Annotated in this window: 2 protein-coding genes and 1 pseudogene; all 3 read right to left on the reverse strand. The window is 52.2% G+C overall.

The genetic code is table 11. The annotated features are described in order from the left end of the window. Positions 1–270 (reverse strand): annotated as a pseudogene (locus tag OB13_RS07215) (M2 family metallopeptidase); the annotation flags it as partial. Between the two features lie 203 nt (positions 271–473). Next, positions 474–1811 (reverse strand): DNA recombination protein RmuC, encoded by a 1338-nt coding sequence (locus tag OB13_RS07220; protein WP_461489482.1) that lies wholly within the window; start codon positions 1809–1811, stop codon positions 474–476. A 113-nt stretch (positions 1812–1924) separates the two neighbouring features. Beyond that, a partial coding sequence (locus OB13_RS07225) for an HD domain-containing protein (protein WP_461489483.1) occupies positions 1925–2595 on the reverse strand: 671 nt, incomplete at its 5' end.

Genomic DNA, 2595 nt, shown 5'->3' on the forward strand with positions numbered 1-2595 from the left:
CTGTCGGGTAGCAGCTGCGTTCGTGGTATCACCTTCCACGATGTGCGTGTTGGACCGCCATTCTGCTTCAGCTGATTTGGTATAGAGCTCCTGGAAGCGCTTGGTATAGGTTTCCAGGAAAGCCTGTGCTTCCTGTTGCGGATCCGGGGTTGCTACAGCTGTGCTGGTGGTGGTTTCGGCTGTGGCCGAGCTATTATCGCTTACGGAATTCGGGCTGGAGCAGGAGAAGAGAAATGCTGCTGTCAGACCTGTCAGAAAAATGCGTTTCATACGGTGGCTATCGGATTATGTGGGAGATCAGGAGAGGCGTACATCCTGGACATTTCATTGCCTATACCTTAAACGGTACAGGTATAAAATGTTGCCCTGGAAGTTTTTGTACTGAAGTACTTCCTGCTTTAGCTCAAGGTATCATCCGGCCTCCAGGTATGGGTGAGGTATGCTGCTATACCTGTAGTTTTTGGGAAAGGTACTTACAAGCTGTTCTCTTCTTCAATCGGGGTGATCTGCGCCTCCTGCAGAAGATTGTCATCAATTGTTTTGCTGGTTTTGGCGCCAAGTTCTTTCAGTATCTCCACCCGCCGGATGAGATTGCCTTTGCCATCGGTGAGTTTGTTCATGGCCGCATGGTAAGCCCCCTGGCTGCTCTCTAGGTGTTTTCCTATGCTCTTTAGGTCTTCCACAAAGCCCACGAATTTATCGTAAAGCTTGCCGCTTTCTTCCGCTATCCGGATCACGTTGCGCTTCTGATCTTCCTGTCGCCATACACCTGCCACCGTGCGGAGCGTCGCCAGCAGGGTAGAGGTGGTCACCAAAACGATGTTCTTATCAAAAGCATCGGTAAAGATGTCGTGATCGTTCTGAAGTGCCAGGTTGAAAGCGGGCTCTATGGGAATGTACATCATCACAAAGTCCGGGGAGTTGAGGCCGCTCAGGCGGTGATAGTTTTTCCGGCCCAAGTCTGTAAAGTGCGTGCGGATGGAATTGATGTGGCTGCGCAGAAAGACCTCCGTCTGGTTGTCATCCTCGCAGCTACAGTAAGCTTCATAGGCTACCAAAGACAGTTTGGAATCGATCACCAGGTGCTTGGAGTCGGGGAGGCGCACGATCACGTCCGGTCGGTACACCTGGCTCTCATCGTTCTTCCGCACTTCTTCCCGCTCATAATGTACGCCTTTGCGTAATCCGGACTTTTCGAGCAGGCTTTCCAGCAGGTACTCGCCCCAGTTGCCCTGGGTCTTGCTTTCCCCTTTCAGTGCCTTGGTCAGGTTCAGGGCGTCTAGGCTCATCTGCTGATTAAGAGAAGCCAATTGGGTGATCTGTTCTTTCAGGGAAACGCTTTCTTTCAGGGTTTTCTCGTAGGTGAAGTCCACTTTGGCTTCAAACTCTTTGATGCGTTCCTTAAGCGGGGTCAGGATGCGCTCGAGGTTTTCAGACGATGCTTTGTTGAAATGCTCGGCATTGTTCATCAGCACCTGGTTGGAAATGCTCTGGAATTGTTGCAGGAATTTTTCGCGCAGTTGCTCCAGTTCCTGGGCCTGTTCGCGCATCCGGTTGCGCAGGTGCTCGTAGTCAGTCTCTACCTTGGTCAGCGCATTGGTGAGGTCGAGGGTTTCGGTCTGGGCGTCGCGCAGCTGTAGTTTGAGTTGCTCTGCTTCTGCTGCTTTGCCTCTGGCTTGCCCTTCCAGTACCCCTTGCGTGATGGCCGCCTGATTCGCAGTCTGTTGCAATGCGTTCAGCTTCCCTTTTAGCATCAGAAAGGAAAGGATGACCCCTCCCAGAAAGGCGGCTATACCTACGATTATCTCCATACAGTAAAGGTATATTTTTTTAGTATTCTATACCAGATGCTAATGGAATTAGTTTTCAGGGAGTATAGCAGGTATACCTGCCGGCCTGAGGGGAAGTCTCTAGAAAGCCCCTTTTATTTCGCGCCTTCCCACTCGGCATAGAACTGTTCCAGAAAACCTTCCATGTATTGGTGCCGTGCATCCGCCAGCTTGCGGGCCGTTTGAGTATGGAGGCGATCTTTGAGCAGTAACAGCTTTTCGTAAAAGTGGTTGATAGTGGGAGCGGTGCTGGACTTGTAGGTTTCAAACGAGTCGTGCAACACCGGCCGGATGTCCGGATTATAGAGTTCGCGGCCTTTGTGCCCGCCAAAGGCAAATGTACGGGCTATCCCGATCGCCCCGATGGCATCCAGCCGGTCCGCGTCCTGCACGATGCGTCCTTCCAGGGTAGGCATGCTGGACGAGGTGCCTGCTCCTTTGAAGGATAGATCGCTGACAATCGAACTGATGTGCTGGATGACCTCGTGTGGCAGTTCAAACTTTTCAAGCCAGGCGCGCACCATGCGCGAGCCCACGGTGTCATCGCCGTTATGGAATTTATGGTCGCCGATGTCATGCAGGAGTGCTGCTAGCTCTACGATGAACAGGTCTGCCCCGGTTTCCTCGGAAGCGATGTGCAGGGCATTCTTCCATACCCGGTAAATGTGCCACCAGTCATGGCCTGACCCTTCGCCACTCAGCATTTCCTTTACATATGCCTCTGTGGCCGCAATGATCTCTTTCTCTTTCTGCATAATTCTCGCCT

This window comes from Pontibacter sp. HJ8, assembly GCF_054824225.1.